Origin of the sequence: Caldovatus sediminis, from assembly GCF_014644455.1 — a bacterium.
Classification (GTDB): domain Bacteria; phylum Pseudomonadota; class Alphaproteobacteria; order Acetobacterales; family Acetobacteraceae; genus Caldovatus; species Caldovatus sediminis.
Window position 1 is genome coordinate 505,104 of sequence record NZ_BMKS01000001.1, and the last position, 14,197, is coordinate 519,300.

At 75.1% G+C, this 14,197-nt stretch carries 12 protein-coding genes and 1 tRNA gene; 7 read left to right on the forward strand and 6 right to left on the reverse strand.

Going from position 1 to position 14,197, the window contains the following annotated elements; translation table 11 throughout:
• Window positions 1-10: 10 nt before the first annotated feature.
• From IEX99_RS02365 to IEX99_RS02375, 3 genes are all read right to left on the reverse strand, one after another.
• Window positions 11-1,192, reverse strand: a complete 1,182-nt coding sequence (locus tag IEX99_RS02365) for an ABC transporter substrate-binding protein (protein WP_188898022.1) — start codon at window positions 1,190-1,192, stop codon at window positions 11-13.
• A 117-nt stretch (window positions 1,193-1,309) separates the two neighbouring features.
• Entirely contained in the window at window positions 1,310-2,986 is a 1,677-nt protein-coding gene (locus IEX99_RS02370; RefSeq protein ID WP_188898024.1) for a hydantoinase B/oxoprolinase family protein, read from the reverse strand.
• Window positions 2,983-5,058, reverse strand: coding sequence for a hydantoinase/oxoprolinase family protein (locus tag IEX99_RS02375; protein WP_188898026.1), 2,076 nt, complete (start codon window positions 5,056-5,058; stop codon window positions 2,983-2,985). The genes IEX99_RS02370 and IEX99_RS02375 overlap by 4 nt, the downstream gene beginning before the upstream one ends.
• 292 nt (window positions 5,059-5,350) lie before the next feature.
• On the opposite strand from IEX99_RS02375, the gene IEX99_RS02380 reads away from it, so the two are divergent.
• Complete coding sequence (locus tag IEX99_RS02380) at window positions 5,351-6,727, forward strand: aminotransferase (RefSeq protein WP_188898028.1); 1,377 nt, start codon at window positions 5,351-5,353, stop codon at window positions 6,725-6,727.
• Window positions 6,728-6,828: 101 nt separating this feature from the next.
• A complete protein-coding gene (locus IEX99_RS02385; protein ID WP_188898031.1) occupies window positions 6,829-7,755 on the forward strand; it encodes a LysR family transcriptional regulator in 927 nt (308 codons plus the stop codon).
• Window positions 7,756-8,328: 573 nt separating this feature from the next.
• On the opposite strand, the gene IEX99_RS02390 is transcribed toward IEX99_RS02385, so the two are convergent.
• Window positions 8,329-8,404: transfer RNA gene (locus IEX99_RS02390), tRNA-Ala, on the reverse strand.
• Window positions 8,405-8,621: 217 nt separating this feature from the next.
• Between IEX99_RS02390 and IEX99_RS02395 the strand changes: the two genes are divergently transcribed.
• The 5 genes from IEX99_RS02395 (at window position 8,622) to IEX99_RS02415 (ending at window position 12,325) form a co-directional block, all read left to right on the forward strand.
• Window positions 8,622-8,933, forward strand: coding sequence for a YggT family protein (locus IEX99_RS02395; RefSeq protein WP_229677749.1), 312 nt, complete (start codon window positions 8,622-8,624; stop codon window positions 8,931-8,933).
• A 47-nt stretch (window positions 8,934-8,980) separates the two neighbouring features.
• A complete protein-coding gene (locus tag IEX99_RS02400; RefSeq protein WP_268237452.1) occupies window positions 8,981-9,250 on the forward strand; it encodes a DUF167 domain-containing protein in 270 nt (89 codons plus the stop codon).
• Window positions 9,247-10,134 (forward strand): bifunctional methylenetetrahydrofolate dehydrogenase/methenyltetrahydrofolate cyclohydrolase FolD, encoded by an 888-nt coding sequence (gene folD, locus IEX99_RS02405; RefSeq protein ID WP_188898033.1) that lies wholly within the window; start codon window positions 9,247-9,249, stop codon window positions 10,132-10,134. Before IEX99_RS02400 ends, folD begins: the two co-directional genes overlap by 4 nt.
• Before the next feature lie 60 nt (window positions 10,135-10,194).
• The gene (locus tag IEX99_RS02410) at window positions 10,195-11,112 is read left to right on the forward strand and encodes a DMT family transporter (protein WP_188898035.1); all 918 of its coding nucleotides are present in this window, start codon (window positions 10,195-10,197) and stop codon (window positions 11,110-11,112) included.
• A 97-nt stretch (window positions 11,113-11,209) separates the two neighbouring features.
• Window positions 11,210-12,325, forward strand: coding sequence for a DSD1 family PLP-dependent enzyme (locus IEX99_RS02415; protein WP_188898037.1), 1,116 nt, complete (start codon window positions 11,210-11,212; stop codon window positions 12,323-12,325).
• Here IEX99_RS02415 and IEX99_RS02420 read toward each other — a convergent pair whose 3' ends face one another.
• The gene (locus IEX99_RS02420; protein WP_188898039.1) at window positions 12,326-12,586 is read right to left on the reverse strand and encodes a hypothetical protein; all 261 of its coding nucleotides are present in this window, start codon (window positions 12,584-12,586) and stop codon (window positions 12,326-12,328) included.
• A 199-nt stretch (window positions 12,587-12,785) separates the two neighbouring features.
• The gene (locus tag IEX99_RS02425) at window positions 12,786-14,129 is read right to left on the reverse strand and encodes a glutamate--cysteine ligase (protein ID WP_188898041.1); all 1,344 of its coding nucleotides are present in this window, start codon (window positions 14,127-14,129) and stop codon (window positions 12,786-12,788) included.
• Window positions 14,130-14,197: the final 68 nt, after the last annotated feature.

Below are 14,197 nucleotides of genomic sequence, written 5' to 3' on the forward strand. Positions count from 1 at the left end.
GCGCGCGCCGCTACCGCACCGTCGTGGTGCCGATGACGCGGATCGGGCCGCCGGGCTCCTTCTGGATCCAGACGACCGTCTTGTTGCAGCGGCCGTCCTCCGGGGTGCAGGTGATGCCGCCGCCGAAGGCGTCGGTTGGGAAGTCGCGGATGCCGTTCAGCGCCTCGATCAGCCGCTCGCGCGTCGGCTCCGGACCGGCGCGGCGCAGCGCCTCGACCAGCACCTGCGCGGCGCCGACGCCGAAGAGGTTGAACACCGACAGCCGGTCGCCCGGGTACTTCGCCTGGATGGCGTCGCGCCAGGGCGCGACCTCGGGCATGTCCGGCGTGTAGCGGACCATGGAGATGGTCACGAACCGCGCGGTGGCGCCCGGGACGCCGACCTGCTCCTCGAAGGCCGCCGGATCGGCGATCCCGGACTGGCCGATCGCCAGCGGCCGGTAGCCGAAGCGCGCCGCGTCGCGCAGGAACACCGCGCCGGGCTTCGGGTAGAGCAGCATGATCACCGCGTCGGCGTTCGCCTGGCGCAGCCGCAGCACCTGCGGCGTGGCGTCGTTGGCGTCCGGCGTGATCTCCTCGTCGGCCACGGGGCTGACGCCGCGCCGGCGGAACTCCTCCATCAGCGGCTGGTAGCGCGCGCGGCCCCAGGCGTCGCGCATGGAGACGACGGCGATGCGCCGCGCGCCCTGCTCCAGCGCATAGGCGAGCTGCGCCTGGCTCTCGATGGTGGAGGTGAGCGCGGTCGAGAAGATGTTGCGCGCGCGCGGCATGGTGATGCCGTCGTGCACCGAGGCGAAGACGAGGAAGGGGATGCCGGACTGCTCGATCTCGGCCCGCGCGGCGATGGTGGCGTTGCTGCAGCCGCCGCCGATCAGCGCGAAGACCTGCTCCTGGTGGATCAGCTTGCGGGTGGCCGCGATCGCCGCGCCGGGCTCGCACCGGTCGTCCTCGCGCACCAGGACGAGGCGGCGTCCGTGCACGCCGCCCCGCGCGTTGACCTGGTCGAACACCGCCTCGACGCCGTTCATCACGAGCCGTCCGTAGAGGTAGCCGGGCCCGGTCAGCGCCCCGAAGGAGCCGATGCGGAGGGTGTCGGCGGTGACGCCCGGCGCGCTCTGGGCCGCGGCCAGCGCCGGCGCGAGAAGGGCGCCGGCCAGGGCGGCGGCGCGCAGGAGTCCCTGGGACTGACGCATGGACGGCCTCCGGAACGTTGTTGTTGGCGTCTCGCCGACAGGCGGCCGCGCGGAAGGTTAGCACGTGGCCTCGATCGCGCCGCAAGGACGATCCGCGATCCCCGGCCGATGACGGCACTAGGCCAGATCCGCATCGGTCGCGCCATACACGGCGCGGGCTGCCTCGCGGCTGACGAAGCCGTCGCGGACGTCCTCCCGCACCGCCTCGCGACTGCGCGAGGCCGGGTCGCCGTAGCCGCCCGCGCCGGCCAGCCTGAAGCTCACGATGTCGCCCCGGCGCAGCCTCCGCACCTCCTTCGAGCCCAGTTCGGTCTCCTCCCCGTCGCGGATCAGCACCGTGCGCGCCGGCGTGCCCGGCCCGCCCCCGAACAGGCCGTAGGGCGCGGTCTTGTGGCGGTCGCCGAGCAGCACGACCGTGGCGCCGTCGGACAGCATCTCGACGTCCTTGCGGAGCCCGCAGCCGCCGCGGAAGCGGCCCGGCCCGCCGGAGTCCTGGATCAGCTGCAGCCGGTGGATGCGCACCGGGTTGCCGGTCTCGTGCACCTCGACCGGGACGTTGGCGCAGTTGAAGACGGGACACAGCGCCTCCGCGCCGTCCTTCCAGGAGCGACCGCCGAAGCCGCCGAGGATCAGGTCGTACATGATCCAGCGCCGTCCCGTGGCCTCGTCCACGCCGCCGAATTTGGGGTTCGCCCAGTGGCTGAAGGCCCCCATGGCGCGCTCCGGCACCGCCTGCGCCATGGCGCCGTTGATCGCGTCGAAGATGCGGATCTGGCACGAGGCGCGGCCGCCGCTTGCCGCCGGGTAGCGGGCGTTGAAGAAGCTGCCCTCGCGCGCGACGGTCCTGATCACGCGCTCGATGCCGGCGTTGTTCGGCACGTCGATGCCGGCGAAGATCCGCATCCCGAAGCTGGCGTAGGCGCGGGTGTAGTTGATGTAGCAGTTGAGGCCCGCCGGCACCTGGTCGCCGCTGCGCGAGAAGTCCACCGTCGCGACGCCGTCCTCGATCGTGATGTCCACGCGCACGGACACCGGCCCGGTGCCCGGCCCGTGGTCGTCGAGGCAATCCTCGAAGGAATAGGTGCCCTCCGGCAGCGCCCGCAGCAGCTCGCGCGCCCGCGCCTCGGAGCGGCGGAGGATCTCCTCGATCGCGCTCTCGATCACGTTCTCGCCGTACTCGGCGTAGAGCCGCAGCAGCCGCCGGGCGCCGACGTGGTTGGCGTTGCGCTGCGCGAGGAAGTCGCCGCGCACCTTCTCCGGCAGGCGGACATTGGCGAGAATCACGCGCAGCAGGTCGGGATCGAACTCGCCCCGGCGGACCAGCTTCACCGGCAGGATGCGCAGGCCCTCGGCGAAGGCTTCCGTCACGCCCTGCACGGCCTCGGAGCCCGGATGCGCGCCGCCCATGTCCACGTGGTGCGCCGTGTTCACCGTGTATCCGATCAGGCGCCGTGCCCCGTCGAACACCGGGGCGACGAAGAACACGTCCGGGAAGTGCCCGCCGCCCAGGAAGGAGTCGTTGGTGACGACCATGTCGCCGGGCTCGAGCTGCTCCGGCGGGACGTAGCGCAGCGCGTTCCGCACGGCGTAGGGCATGGCGCCGAGATGCCCGGGCGTGAAGTTGCCCTGCGCGATCAGCCGCCCCTGGCGGTCGAACAGCCCGGTGGAGAAGTCCTCGCCCTCCCGGACCGCCTCGGAGAAGGCGGTGCGCCGCAGCGCTCCGCCCATCTCGTCGGCGATGGAGACGAAGCTGTTCCAGACGACGGTCAGGGTGACCGGATCGATCGCGCTCATCGCGCGTCCCCGATCGCGATCACGAGGTTGCCGGCGGCGCTGACCGAGACGCGGTCGCCGGGCAGCACCACCGTCGTGGATTCGCGCTCCTCCACCAGCGCCGGGCCTGCGACGCTTTGCCCCGGGGCGAGGGCGTAGCGGTTGACGACGCGCGTGGGCGTCATGCCGCCGGTCTCCGGGAAGAAGGCGAGGCGCTCGCCGACCACCGGGTCGCCGGACCCGGCGCCGCCGTCCAGCCGGAACCCCGCGCCGGCGCGCGTGCCCGGGAGGGTGGCGACGGCGTACCAGTCGGTCGCCTCGACCGGCGCGTCCGGATCGTTGTAGCCGTACTCCCGCCGGTAGGCGTCGTGGAAGACGCGCAGCGCCGTCGCCGCGTAGTCCGCGCCGATCGGGCCGGAAGGCAGGTCCACGCGAAGCTCGTAGCCCTGGCCGGCATAGCGCATGGAGGCGCTGCGCCGGACCGCGAGCTCCCCCTTCCCGCCCATGCGCCGGGCCTCGGCGGCCAGGCGCGCCTCGAGCTCGGCGAAGGTCGCGCGCAGCGCCTCGCTCTGCCCGGCGTCGAGCCGCAGCACGCGGGTGATGCCGAGATCCACCTTGCGCTCCGCCGTGAGCAGGCCGAGCGCCGAGCCGACGCCGGCGCCGCGCGGCACGACGACGCGCGGGATCTCCAGCGCGCGGGCGAGGCGGCCGGCGTGCAGCGGGCCGGCGCCGCCGAAGGCGACGAGGGCGTAGCGCCGCGGATCGCGCCCGCGCTCGATGGAGACGATGCGCATGGCCCGCTCCATGCTCGCGTTGGCGACCGAGTGCACGCCCCACGCGGCCTGCTCGAGCGAGAGGCCGAGCGGGCGGGCGATCGCGCGCTCGATCGCCTCCGCTGCCGCGGCGCGTTCCAGCCGCTGGGCGCCGCCGTTGAAGAAGTCCGGGTTGAGGTAGCCGAGGACGAGGTTCGCGTCGGTGACCGTCGGCTCGGTGCCGCCCCGACCGTAGCAGGCCGGCCCCGGTTCGGCGCCCGCGCTGTCGGGCCCGACGGCGATGAGCCCCATCCGGGTCCGCGCGATGCTGCCGCCGCCCGCGCCGATCTCCAGCAGGTCGATCGCCGTGACGCTGAGCGGAAGGCCGCTGCCCTTCCGGTAGTTGACCGCGTCCACCTCGAAGCTCGGCGTCGTCGCGGGCACGCCGTCGTCGATGGCGCCGAGCTTCGCCGTCGTGCCGCCCATGTCGAAGGTCATGACGTGGCCGCAGCCTTCCTCGCGCCCGACCTCCGCGCACATCAGCACGCCGGCGGCCGGCCCGGATTCGACGATGCGGACGGGATGGGCGCGCGCGAGCTCCACGGAGACCAGGCCGCCGCTGGACTGCATGATGGACAGCTCGGCGCCGATGCCGAGCTCCCGCAGCGACCGGCCGAGCTCCGCGAGGTAGCCGTCCACCAGCGGAGCGACGTAGGCGTTCGCGACCGTCGTGCTGGTCCGCTCGTACTCCCGCCATTTCGGCGCGACCTCCGAGGAGGCCGAGATCCGCACGCCGGGCGCCCGCGCCGCCAGGATCTCCGCCATGCGTCGCTCATGCGCCGGATTCGCGTAGGCGTGCAGGAACGCGACGGCCACGGAGGCGTAGCCGCCCCCCGCGATGCGCGCCGCGACCGCCTCCGCCTCCGCCTCGTCCAGCGGCTTCAGCACCGTGCCGTCGGGGGCGACGCGCTCGGTGACCTCGAAGGTGTCTGCACGGCGCACCAGCGGGCGTGGCTTGTCGAGGTGCAGGTTGTTGGTGTCGTAGCGCTTCTGCCGGCCGATCAGCAGCACGTCGCGGAACCCGGCGGTCGTGACCAGCGCGGTCCGGGCGCCCTTGCGCTCGAGGATCGCGTTGGTCGCGATGGTGGTCGCGTGCAGCGCGGCATCAATGGCCTCGGGCCGCAGCCCGCCCGCCGCGACGCGCGCCCTCAGCCCGTCGAGCAGCGCCCGCGCCGGTTCCCGCGGCGTGGTGTGCACCTTCCAGATCGCGACCCGCCCGTCGGCGGGGTCGTGCAGCGCGAAATCGGTGAAGGTACCGCCGATGTCGAAGGCGATCTGCATCACCGCGGGCAGTCCCCGGCGTGCGGCGGGACGGGGCCCGGGCGGGCGGCGCCGCGATCAGGTGGTTTCGTCCGCAAATCCAGCTGCCCTCGCTCGATCCCCCGAGGGATCCTGCGACCCGGTTTCGCGCCTGGCCATTTCCCGATCGCGAAGGGGATTTCGCCAACCACGACGCCTTCCGGCCCGGCAGCGCGATGGACAGGCCGGCGCCCTCCGTGGTGCCGTTCCCCGAGGCCCGCGCCGCCCCGGCGCGACATCCGCCCCGCTCGCCCTTCTGCCCGAGGACCCCGCCATGACCCGCTTCGCCGCCAACAGCCCCCACGCCCGCGACATCGCCTCCCTGGTGCACCCCGCGACGAACCTCCGCAGGCACCTGGAGACCGGGCCCTCCATCGTGCAGCGCGGCGAGGGCATCCATGTGTACGACGACTCCGGCCGCGCCCTCATCGAGGGCGCCGCCGGCCTCTGGTGCGCCTCGCTCGGCTTCGGCAGCGAGCGCCTCGCCCGCGTCGCCTACGAGACGATGCGCAATCTCGGCTACTACCACCTCTACCGGCACGCCTCGAACGAGCCCTCCATCGACCTCGCGGAGAAGCTGCTCTCGATCGCCCCGGTGCCGATGGCGCGGGTGCTGCTGCAGTGCTCCGGCTCGGAAGCGAACGACACCGCGGTCAAGCTGGTCTGGTACTACTGGAACGCCGTCGGCAGGCCGGAGAAGCGCAAGCTCATATCGCGCAAGCAGGCCTATCACGGCTCGGGCTGCGCCAGCGTCAGCCTGACCGGCAAGCCCGAGTTCCACGCCGCCCTCGGCCTGCCCCTCCCGGGCTTCCTGCACACCGAGTTCCCGCACTACTACCGCAATCGCCTGGACGGGGAGACGGAGGCGCAGTTCTCCGGCAGGATGGCGGAGGCCCTCGAGGCCCTGATCCTGGCCGAGGGCCCGGAGACGATCGGCGCCTTCTGGGCCGAGCCGGTGATGGGCGGCGGCGGCGCCGTGCTGCCGCCCGAGGGCTACTTCGAGAAGATCCAGGCCGTGCTGCGCAAGTACGACATCCTCTTCGTCGCCGACGAGGTGATCTGCGGATTCGGGCGCACCGGGAACATGTGGGGCTGCCAGACCTTCGGCCTCGAACCCGACATGATCACCTGCGCCAAGGCGCTCTCCGCCGCCATGCAGCCGATCTCGGCGGTGCTGGTCAACGAGCGCATCTGGCAGGGGATGCTGGCGCAGAGCGACCGCCTCGGCCCCTTCGCGCACGGCTACACCTACGCCGGCCACCCCGTCGCCGCCGCCGTCGCGCTGGAGACGCTCAGGATCTACGAGGAGATCGGCCTCGTGGACCATGTGCGCGCGGTCGAGCCGGTCTTCCTGGAGGCGCTCGGCGCGCTCCGGAGCCACCCCCTGGTCGGCGATTTCCGCGGCTGCGGGCTGATCGGCGGGATGGAGATCGTCAGCGACAAGGAGACGCGGGCGATGTTCCCGCCCGAGCTCGACGTGCCGGGGCGGATCGACGCGAACGCGCGGCGCCACGGCCTGATCCTGCGCTTCGTCGGCAACCGCATCGCCTTCTCCCCGCCGCTGGTCATCACCGAGGCGCAGATCCTGGAACTGGCCCGCCGCCTCGCCGCCGCCCTCGACGACACGGCGCGCGAGCTGGGCCGGCTGTAGCCGGCCGGCTCGACCGCCCCTCGGGCGGCTGCTAGCCTCGGCGCCCGGCGAGGGCGGCACCCGCGAGGCCGCCCGCGCGCAGCATCGTCCGCCAGGATGCCATGGCATTGCATCTGGATCTCGTGACGGCGCGGCTGTTCGTCGCGGTCGTCGAGGAGGAGGGCATCGCCCGCGCGGCGGAGCGCGAGAACATCGCCCCCTCGGCCGTCAGCAAGCGCATCAGCGAGCTGGAGCAGCGCCTCGGCGTCGCCCTGCTCCGCCGCCACCACCGCGGCGTCGAGACGACGCCGGCCGGCGCCGCCTTCCTGCGCCGCGCCCGCGCCCTGCTACGCGAGGCGGAGCACCTCGAGCGCGAGCTGCGCGAGCACGCGCTCGGCGAGCAGGGCCACATCCGCCTCTACACGAACGAATCCGCCCTCGTCGGCCTCCTGCCGGGCGTGCTGCGGCGGTTCATGGCCGCCAACGCCCAGGTGCGGATCGACCTCGTCGAGGCGATGAGCGAGGAGGTCGTGCGCGCGGTCGAGGAGAACCTCGCCGACATCGGCATCTACACCGGCGTCGCCCCGACCGACGGCTTGGTGGTCCGCCCCTGCTACCGGGACAGCCTGGCCATCGTCGTTCCGCCCGGCCACCCCCTGGCGGCGCGCGCCTCCGCGAGCCTCGCCGAGCTGCTGGAGCACGACATGGTCGGCCCGGACCGGCGCAGCTCGCTCGGCGTGCTGGTCGCGCGCGGCGCCGCCGACCTCGGCATGACGCCGCGCATCCGCGTCCGCGCCGACGGCTTCGACGCGACCTGCCTGCTGGTGCAGCAGGGCTTCGGCGCCGGCCTGGTCGCCGCGCCCTTCGGCAGCACCTTCGCCATTCCGATCGGGCTCGTCGCCGTGCCGCTGCGCGAGCCCTGGGCCCGGCGCGAGCACTGGGTCTGCGTGCGCGACATCGAGCAGCTTTCCTCGGTCGCCATGCGCCTCCTCGGAGAGCTGGCGCCCGCCTCCGGACCGGCGGGCAGGACGCACGCCGTCCCGGCCTGATCCGGGGGCGTCGGATCCGAGGGGCGCGGCGGAGGACCCGTGGCGCGGAGCGGCGGCCCGTCGCCGCGCCGGAAACCCGGCCGCGGCCGCGTCACCCCTGAGGCGCCTGGCCGCGCCGCTGACCCGGCGCGGAGCAACTCCGCGTCGCTGGCGCAGGCCGGCAGCAGCGCCCCGGCCCCTTCCCCCGCCGCGCCCCCTCGGCGCTGAAGCGCAGCATCGCGCAGAGGCGTTCCCGTGCCGGCGCGCGGCCTTCGGGATCAGGTCGCGCGTCTCGTCGAGACGCGCCGAGGGCGCGGGCCCGGTCCAGAGTCCCGAACACGCCGGGATCCTGCGCGAGGTCCGCGGGGCCCAGCGCCAGCGCGGCGGTCGAACCCCTGCCATGCGTCGGGCGGCCGCAGCCTCGCCGAGGGCCTGGCCGGATCGTTGCAGGATACGAGGCCGGCAGGGGCGACTTCCGCCGCCAGGAGGACGGAACCGCCGGGCGGCATCCGCGAAGGCGGAGGCGACGGCGGCGCGGCCACCCGCGCGACGGGCGCCGGTGCGAGCCGCCGAGCGGCCAGTCCCGGAGGCCGGTGGTGGAGCTGAGGGGAGTCGAACCCCTGACCTCCTCATTGCGAACGAGGCGCTCTCCCAACTGAGCTACAGCCCCGCGCCACCCCGGTCGGCATGAGGGGCGAAACGCCCCCTGCCGCAGAGGCGCGCTCTATGTCGCGTCGGCCGGGCCAAGTCAAGGTCGCCGCCGCGAGGCGGGCGGTCCGCACGCCCCCGTGCGGCGGCGCCCCCCGCGCTTGCCGCGGGGCCGCCGCAACACTAGCTTGCGGCGATCCCGCCCCCGCCCCGACCGATTGCCCGATGATGCCCGCCCGATGATCCTGGACGCCGTGTTCTACCTGCTGCATGCGGCACTGGACCTGTTCTGGTGGGCCGTCATCGTCGCCGTCGTCGTCCAGCTCCTGATCCAGTTCAACGTGCTGGACGGCCGCAACCGCTTCGTCTGGGCGGTCGCGGACTTCCTCTACCGCCTCACCGAGCCGGCCTTCCGCCGCGTCCGCCGATGGCTGCCGAATTTCGGGCCGGTGGACCTGTCGCCGCTCGTGGTGCTGCTGCTGATCACCGCCTCCTCGATCCTGCTGAACGCGGTGCGCGGGTACATGATCCGCGGAGGGCTTTACTTCTGAGCGCGCCGGTTGCCGCCTGGTGGCGCACCGAGCCCGACGGCCTGGCGCTGCGCGTCCGGGTCCAGCCGCGCGCGCGCCGCGCCGGGCTGCGCGGCGTGCAGCCCTCGGCCGACGGGCCGCGACTCGGGCTCTCCGTGGTCGAGCCGCCCGAGGACGGCCGCGCCAACCGCGCCGCCTGCGCCGCCATCGCCGAGGCGCTCGGCGTCGCGCCCTCGGCCGTGACGGTGGTGCAGGGCGCCTCGGCGCGCGAGAAGACGCTGCACGTCGCCGGCGATCCCAGGGCGCTCGCCGAGCGGCTCGGGGCGCTCGGGCCGTGAGCGGCGCGCCCCTCCCCGGCGCCGCGCCCGCCGCCGGCGGCGGCGCGCGCATCATCGACGGGAAGGCGGTCGCCGCCGCCTTGCGCGCCGAGATCGCCCGCCGCGTCGCGGCGCTGCCCTTCCGCCCCGGCCTGCGCGTGGTCCGCGTCGGCGAGGACCCGGCGAGCGTCGTCTATGTCCGCACCAAGGACCGCGCCGCCCTCGCCGCCGGCTTCGACAGCGCCACGCTCGTCCTGCCCGCCGAGACCTCGGAGGCGGAGCTGCTCGCCACCGTCGCCCGGCTGAACGCCGACCCGGCGGTGGACGGCATCCTCGTCCAGCTTCCGCTGCCGCCGCAGATCCGCTCCGCCGCCGTCATCGAGGCGATCGACCCGGCGAAGGACGTGGACGGATTCCACCCCCTCAATGCCGGCCGGCTCGCCTCCGGGCGCACGGACGGCCTGATCCCCTGCACGCCCAAGGGGGTGATGCACCTGCTGCGCCACGCCGGGGTGCCGCTCGCCGGGGCGCGGGCGCTGGTGCTCGGGCGCTCGCAGATCGTCGGGCGGCCGATGGCGCAACTGCTGCTCGCCGCCGACTGCACCGTGACCATCGCGCACAGCCGCACGCGCGACCTGCCGGCCGAATGCCGCCGCGCCGAGATCCTGGTGGTCGCCGCCGGCCGCGCCGAGATGGTCCGCGGCGACTGGATCGCGCCGGGGGCCGCGGTGATCGACGTCGGCATGAACCGCCTGCCGGACGGCCGCCTGACCGGCGACGTGGCCTTCGCCGAGGCGCGCGCGGTCGCCGGCTGGATCACGCCCGCGCCCGGCGGCGTCGGGCCGATGACCGTCGCCTGCCTGCTGGAGAACACGCTCGAGGCCGCGCTGGCGCGGCGCGGCTGAGGCAGGCATGGGCGCCGAGGCGGCCCGCGACGCCGGGAGCCGGACGGGGCGGGCGGGCCGATGAGGGGCGCCGCCGCGGACCGGGCCGGCGGGCCCGATGCGGGCGGCCTCGCGCTCGGCGGCCTGTTCGTCCTGCTCTGGGCCTCGGCCTTCACCGCGGCGCGGGTGGTGGTGGCGGAGTGGCCGCCGCTCTGGGCGCTGGCGATCCGCTTCCTCGCCGTGCTGCCGCTGCTGCTGCCGATCGTGCTGCTGCGCCGGCGCCGCGGCGGCCCGCGGCTGCCGGCGCCGGGCGACCGGGCGCGGCTGGCGCTGATGGGGCTGTTCGGCACCGCCGGCTACCTGGCGGCGGCCTGGCTGGCCTCGGCGCGCGTCCCCTCGGGGCTGGTGGCGCTGCTCTGCGCCACCGCGCCGCTCTTCGTCGCCGCCGGGGAGGCGCTGGTGCTGCGCCGCCGCCTCGCGGGCGCGGCCTGGACGGGACTCGGCCTCGGCTGGGCGGGGGTGGCGGTGCTCGGCCTGGGCCGCGGCGGGGACTTCGACGGCGCCGAGACCTGGGGGATCGTGCTGGCGCTCGCCGGGGCGCTGAGCCAGGCCATCGGCATCCTCGCCTTCGCTCCGGCCCGGGGCCGGCTCGATCCGTGGAGCGCCAATCTCGGCCAGGCCCTCGTCTCCGCCGGGGCGCTGCTGCTCGGGGCGCTGGCGCTGGAGGGGGCGCCGCCCGCAACCGCCGCAACGGCGACGGCGGTGGCGATGGCGTGGAGCGTGCTCGGCGTCGGCGTCGTGGCCTATGCGCTCTACTTCGTCATGCTGCGCCGGCTGCCGCCGAGCACGGCGGCGGCGCTGCAGCTGCTCGCGCCGCCGGTCGCGGCGGTGCTGGGCTGGGCGCTGCTCGGCGAGGTCCTCGGCTGGGCCGACCTGGCGGGCGGTGCGATCACCCTGGCCGGGCTGGCGCTGCTGCTCCGCGCCGCCGGGCGCGGCTGAGCCCGCCCCGCGCCTTCAACGCCCGGCGGCGCGCGGCTAGGCTGGCCGTCGTCGCGCACCGCCGCGGCCCGACCCGCGCCGAAGGAGAGCCCACGCCATGCTGCAGCCGCCGCCCGCCGAACCCGGCATGCGCGAGGAGGAGGTGGACACCCCCGCGCTGCTGCTCGACCTCGACGCCTTCGAGCACAACCTGGACCTCATGGCGCGGCTGCTGGAGCCGACCGGGGCGAAGCTGCGCGCCCACGCCAAGACGCACAAGTCGCCGGTGATCGCGCTGCGGCAGATGGCGCGCGGCGCGGTCGGGCAGTGCACGCAGAAGGTCGCCGAGGCCGAGGCGCTCGCCTGGGGCGGCGTGCCCGACATCCTGGTGAGCAACGAGGTGGTGGGGGCGCGCAAGCTCGCCCGCCTCGCCGCGCTGGCGCGGATCGCCAAGGTCGCGCTCTGCGTGGACGACCCGGCGCAGATCGCGGCGGCCGAGGCGGCGGCGGCGGACGCCGGCATCCGCCTCTCCGTGCTGGTCGAGATCGACATCGGCACCGGCCGCTGCGGCGTCGCGCCCGGGCCGGAGGCGGTGGCGCTCGCCGAGCGGATCGCGGCGAGCCGGCACCTGGTCTTCGGCGGGCTGCAGGCCTACCACGGCAGCGCGCAGCACATGCGCACGCCGGCGCAGCGCCGGGCGGCGATCGCCGCCGCGGCGGACGGCGCGCGGCGCACCGTCGAGCAGCTCCGCCAGCGCGGGCTGGAGTGCCCGATCGTCGGCGGCGGCGGCACCGGCACCTTCGCGCTCGAGGCCGGCAGCGGCGTCTATACCGAGATCCAGGCGGGCTCCTACTGCTTCATGGACGCCGACTACGCGCGCAACGAGGAGGCGCCGCCCTTCCGCCAGTCGCTGTTCGTCCTCGCCACGGTGATGAGCGCGGCGCGCCCCGGCGTGGCGGTGGTGGACGCCGGGCACAAGGCGGTGCCGATCGATTCCGGCATGCCGCTGGTCTGGGGCCGCGACCCCGACGTGCGCTACACGCGGGCGAGCGACGAGCACGGCGGGCTGGTCGTCGCGCCCGAGGCGCGCAACCCGCCGAAGCTCGGCGAGAAGCTGCGCCTGGTGCCGGGACACTGCGACCCGACGGTGGACCGCTACGACTGGTATGTCGGCGTGCGCGGCGGGCGCGTGGAGTGCCTCTGGCCCGTCGCGGCGCGCGGCGGGATGGCGTAGTCAGCGCAGCGTGCGCACCTCGCCGAGGATGCGGAGCGAGCCGCCGGACTCCGCGGCGCCGCGGCCGAGCCCGGCCTCGATCCCGGCGCAGCGCGTGCCGGTGACGTCGCACACCGCGACGCGCTGCACCGCCGCGCCCGGCGCGGGCACCGCGCCGCCGAGCTGGGCCTGCGAGGGCGTGACGGCGTTCTGCGCGGCGAGCACGCAGAGCGCCGCGGCGATCACGGTCAGCACGGCCTTGGTGTAGCGGTCCACGCCCATCGGGGTCCTCCCTGGCTCGGCGTCGCGCGAGGATGGCGCGCGCCGGCAGGGCGTGGCGGGTCAACTGCCTGTGCGCCCACGCGCTTGCGAAGCGCGGCGGATGGCGCCCGCGCGTGGCGCCGGCCTGCGGGCCGGTGCTTCCGCCGCCGAGGAGGCGGCGCGGCGCTTCCCGCCGCGCGGCCGCCCGCGCCCGGCGCCGTCAGACCTCCGCCTCCTCGAAGACGCGGCGCGCGTCGCCGCGCCAGGCGCCGTGGTAGCGCGCGAGCCAGCGGTCGGCGCGCGTCAGCCCGCTCGCCACGATCTCGTCGAGCGGGGCGAGATACACCTCCTCGCCGAGGCCGCGCGCCTTCAGCCCGTCGCGCGCGATCGCCACCGCGTCGCGCGCCACCTCGCGCACGCTCCGGCCGCGGATGGCCGCGTGCAGCGCCTCGCGCGGCACGGCGGCGCGCAGCGCGCGGATCTCCTGCACCGTCCAGCCGCGCACCAGCGCCGCGGCGGCCTTGCGCGCCGCGCCGTCGTAGAGCAGCCCGACCCAGAAGGCCGGCAGCGCGACCAGCATCGCCGGATCGCCCGCGTCCGCCCCGCGCATCTCCAGGTAGCGCTTGAGGCGGACGTCGGTGAACACCGTGGTCACGTGGTCGGCGAAGTCGCCCATGGTGGCGCGCTGGCCGGGCAGGACGTCGAGGCGCCCGTCCATGAAGGCGCGGAAGCTCGCGCCCGCGGCGTTCAGCCACTTGCCCTCGCGCATCACGAAGTACATCGGCACGTCGAGCACGTACTGCGCGAAGCGCTCGAAGCCGAAGCCGTCCTCGAACGCCACCGCGGGGATGCCGGTGCGGCCGGGGTCGGTGTCGTTCCAGACCTCGGCGCGGTAGGAGCGGAAGCCGTTCGGCCGGCCCTCGGTGAAGGGCGAGTTGGCGAACAGCGCCGTCGCCACCGGCTGCAGGGCGAGGCTGACGCGCATCTTCTCGACCATGTCGGCCTCGGAGCCGTAGTCGAGGTTGACCTGCACCGTGCAGGTGCGCGTCATCATGTCGAGGCCGAGCCTGCCCACCTTCGGCATGTAGGCGCGCATGATCGCGTAGCGGCCCTTGGGCATCCAGGGCATCGCCTCGCGCGTCGCCAGCGGGTGGAAGCCGAGCGGCGCGAAGCCGATGCCCATCGGCCCCGCCACCTCGTGCACCTCGCGCAGATGGGCGCCGAGCTCGACCCGCGTCGCGTGCAGGTCGGCGACCGCGTCGCCGGACAGCTCGAGCTGCCCCGCCGGCTCGAGGCTGACCGAGGCGCCGCCGCGCCTCAGCCCGATCGGGTTGCCGTTGTCGAGGATCGGCGTCCAGCCCTTCGCCGCGAGCCCCTCGAGCAGCGCGCGGATGCCGTCCGGCGCGTAGGGCGGGGTGGCCAGGGTGTCGCGGCGGAAGCCGAACTTCTCGTGCTCGGTGCCGATGCGCCATTCGGCCTGCGGCTTCGATCCCTTCTCGAACCACTCGGCAAGCTGCCGCGCCGACTCGATCGGCGTGAGGTCCGCCTCTCCCGGATTCGACATCAGGCCCTTCCAAAGCGCGCAGCCGGACCGCGTGCGGGCGCATCGCCCGGGCAGCAGCAGCGGCGGGT

Coding starts and splice junctions, on each gene's coding strand:
- IEX99_RS02365 (WP_188898022.1), bottom strand. CDS start 1,192: ATGCGTCAGTCCCAGGGACTCCTGCGCGCCGCCGCCCTGGCCGGCGCC.
- IEX99_RS02370 (WP_188898024.1), bottom strand. CDS start 2,986: ATGAGCGCGATCGATCCGGTCACCCTGACCGTCGTCTGGAACAGCTTC.
- IEX99_RS02375 (WP_188898026.1), bottom strand. CDS start 5,058: ATGCAGATCGCCTTCGACATCGGCGGTACCTTCACCGATTTCGCGCTG.
- IEX99_RS02380 (WP_188898028.1), top strand. CDS start 5,351: ATGACCCGCTTCGCCGCCAACAGCCCCCACGCCCGCGACATCGCCTCC.
- IEX99_RS02385 (WP_188898031.1), top strand. CDS start 6,829: ATGGCATTGCATCTGGATCTCGTGACGGCGCGGCTGTTCGTCGCGGTC.
- IEX99_RS02395 (WP_229677749.1), top strand. CDS start 8,622: ATGATCCTGGACGCCGTGTTCTACCTGCTGCATGCGGCACTGGACCTG.
- IEX99_RS02410 (WP_188898035.1), top strand. CDS start 10,195: ATGAGGGGCGCCGCCGCGGACCGGGCCGGCGGGCCCGATGCGGGCGGC.
- IEX99_RS02415 (WP_188898037.1), top strand. CDS start 11,210: ATGCTGCAGCCGCCGCCCGCCGAACCCGGCATGCGCGAGGAGGAGGTG.
- IEX99_RS02420 (WP_188898039.1), bottom strand. CDS start 12,586: ATGGGCGTGGACCGCTACACCAAGGCCGTGCTGACCGTGATCGCCGCG.
- IEX99_RS02425 (WP_188898041.1), bottom strand. CDS start 14,129: ATGTCGAATCCGGGAGAGGCGGACCTCACGCCGATCGAGTCGGCGCGG.